Annotated in this window: 2 protein-coding genes; one reads left to right on the forward strand and one right to left on the reverse strand. The window is 51.8% G+C overall.

From position 1 onward, the window contains the following. Positions 1-266 precede the first annotated feature (266 nt). Positions 267-1061, forward strand: coding sequence for a glycosyltransferase family 2 protein (locus tag FBQ85_28755; protein MDL1879124.1), 795 nt, complete (start codon positions 267-269; stop codon positions 1059-1061). 190 nt (positions 1062-1251) lie between these two features. On the opposite strand, the gene FBQ85_28760 is transcribed toward FBQ85_28755, so the two are convergent. Then, on the reverse strand, positions 1252-2466 hold the full coding sequence (locus FBQ85_28760) for a PAS domain-containing protein (protein ID MDL1879125.1): 1215 nt from the start codon (positions 2464-2466) through the stop codon (positions 1252-1254). Positions 2467-3050 lie beyond the last annotated feature (584 nt).

Here is a 3050-nt window from a genome sequence, read left to right on the forward strand (position 1 = left end):
TTGCAAGGCCCTTGGGGCGAAGGCCACCAAGTCGTTTTCAAAGCAGGATTGCATTGTCTTGGCTGTAACGGCGTGACGTGCAAAATCAAGACACACGATTGCATGCAACAATTGGAGGTTGAGGAAGTGCTGCAAGCCGCGAAGCTCTGTTTGCAGAACGCGGGTTCTGCTGCGGTGCAGATGACTTGAAAGCTTGCCTTGTGATGAAAACGTTTTTGTGTATTTGCAGCTCTGTTTCAGCGCGAATATGAATCTTCGCTACCAACATGCCAGAAGCTCGCCCCTTGCTTTCCGTCATCATCATCACACAAAACGAGGCACATCTCCTGCGCGATTGTCTCGCGAGTGCTGCATTTGCAGATGAGATTGTCATCGTCGATGCGGAAAGCTCGGATGATACGGTGAAAGTATGCCAGGAATTCTCCGCTTCTTCGCCGGCCTTGCCGGTCAAAATTTTCGTCCGGCCGTGGCCGGGATTTGCTGCACAAAAACAGTTTGCCCTGGCGCAAGCAACCGGCGAATGGGTGTTGAGTCTCGATACTGACGAACGCGTGACGCCGGAGTTGGCACAGGAGATTCAAACACTCATCAAAAACACGCCGCCGCAGGCGGGCTACTATGCGCCGCGCTTGAGCACGTTTTTGGGAAAATTCATCCGGCACAGCGGCTGGTACCCGGGTTATCAATTGCGCTTGTTTCGCAGAGACAAAACCACAATCATCAACAGTCACGTGCACGAGGGCTTTGTTGTTGACGGCGCACTCAGCCATCTCAAACACGATCTGCTGCATTTTACGCATCGCACACTGGAAGAAAGCCTGGCACGCATGAACCGCTACAGTTCGCTGGAAGCATTAGATCGCAGCGGCAAACGCGTGTATTGGTGGGATTTTTTTGTTCGACCCTTTGCGGCTTTTTGGAACAAGTTTATTGCACATCAGGGATGGCGCGATGGCATGCACGGTTTGATACTGGCGTTGGTGACGGCCATGGTAAAACTCGCCTTGTATATGAAGCTCTGGGAGGCGCAACAATCGCGGCGGGCAGAGAATCAGGTCTAAATTTAAATTGGCTGGCGCTGAAGTAGATTTGATTCTTTAATCCGGCAACATCCCCATTAGTTCTCTCATAAGCATGCCCTGTAAATGCAGGGCAGACCCGGCAGAGCAGCGCGGGTTGTTGATCTTGATTTTCAAAATTTTTGAGACGCAAGCGAGATATTGGCAATTCTTGCGGAAAAGCAAAACACGCTCACACAATGTTTTGGGGCAGTTCGATCACGATCTCCGTGCCGTGCGAGTTGCGGCTGTTTACCAAAATCTTGCCGTGATGCGCTTCGATGATTTTCTTGCTGATAAATAATCCCAAGCCCACCCCTAAGCCGAATTTTTCAGCATTGTGAATCGGGTCAAAAAAATGTTCGAGCATGTGAGCATGCAGCGCAGGCCCGCGATCCTCGAGGCGAATAATCACCCCCGCCCCTTCACTCTGTTGCTGCGTTTGTACTTTGGGCACAGCATCTTCGCCCGCCGCGGCAATGGCATATTTTAAGAGATTTTGAAAAACGATTTGCAAGAGGATGGGATCGCCCGGCACCGGCGGCAGATTCGGCCCCAAAACCATCGTGCACAACACTTCGTGACGCATAGTTTGTTGCAGCAATGCCAGGGCTTCGAGAATCATCTCGTTTATATCCAGCGGCGCGAGATGAGAAGAGCCATGCTGCGCCAGGCTCACCATGTTGTTGGTGAGATAGCTAATGCGATAAATTTGCGTAATGATGTCGTGCAAGCCGGCTTCGAGCTGTTGATGGCCCAAGGGCGTCGCGATGCCGAGAATCTCGTCCAGTTTATGGCAGATTACATCCAAGGCGCCGGCCAGCTCGTGCGCGACGCTGGTGTTCAATTTGCCCAGCAAGAGAAGCTGCTCATGCAGTTGATGTTGCTGCGGCGTTTTTTGGGGCGCGGCCTCGCTCAATGACACCATAACCAGCGGCGCGATTGCGGCGGTGGGCAGGAGATTCAATTGATAACGAAACATAAAGCCGTTCCCTTCCCGATGCGGCTGTCGAAACTCTCCTTGCACCGCTTGCGGCAGGGGCGAGGCAATGGCATGCGCCTGCAAAAAAAGCTGCTGGATTTCTTGCTTCAATCCCTGTTCAAAGCTTTTGGGCGTCAGAGAAAAAAAAGGCCGCCACAACGCTTCGGCGGCAGAAACACCCAGAAGGCGCGACATGGCTTGATTCCAGTGCCGCACGATGAAATTCTCGTCGAGGCAGCACAATGCCCCCGGCATCGCTTCCAACATGGCAGCAACCGGACACCAATCATCGGGCAAAAAATCATTTTGTCGGTCAAATTCAAGTGGTTCAGTGAGGGTCAGTGTAGCAGGAGAATTGTTGGAATCAGCGGGTAATACCGTCGGATACATGTTGTCGGCCTCGGTGATGACGGAAGAATCGATCAAAAAAGAGCAGCTCGTGGTGATGGAATTTATACAAGCGCTCCCGCAGGCAATTGTGCGTTACGCCTTGCAAACGTTGCGCGAAATCTTTAAGAAGCTTTCAACGCAATCGTACGAACGTTCCGCGCCGTTGCCTGATGAACCGAGGACAAAAAAGATGCCAAGCACCTGCGCTTCGAAAAGCTGGAGTTAGTCATGCTGTTTGCCGAGCTTCTTGTTTCAGCATGATACTGCGTAATTACATTGCTTCTGCGAAAGGCATTGCGTATTCAGTCACAGAATTGTAACCAAGTATCAAACGGCGGGAGGGCAAAACGTGGAGAGCGGCGGAGGCAAGTCCGGCATCAGACATTCATAACGTTTGGGGCGTTTTGAAGAGCCAGGCTCAGGAAATGATGCAGCACGCGAGCGGTAAAACCCCAAATGCAAATGGTGTGACGCTGCGCCGGCCAGTTTTCGTTTTGATATTTGATAAACGGCCCGGCGGCAATGTGATAGTGTAGATTCAAAAAATCTTCACGCGACCGAAAAGTGAGGGAGGCGTCGAATTGCTCGATGAGCAACGGCAGGGGAATTTCTAAAATCGC

This window comes from Cytophagia bacterium CHB2 (genome assembly GCA_030263535.1).
Lineage (GTDB): Bacteria > Zhuqueibacterota > Zhuqueibacteria > Zhuqueibacterales > Zhuqueibacteraceae > Coneutiohabitans.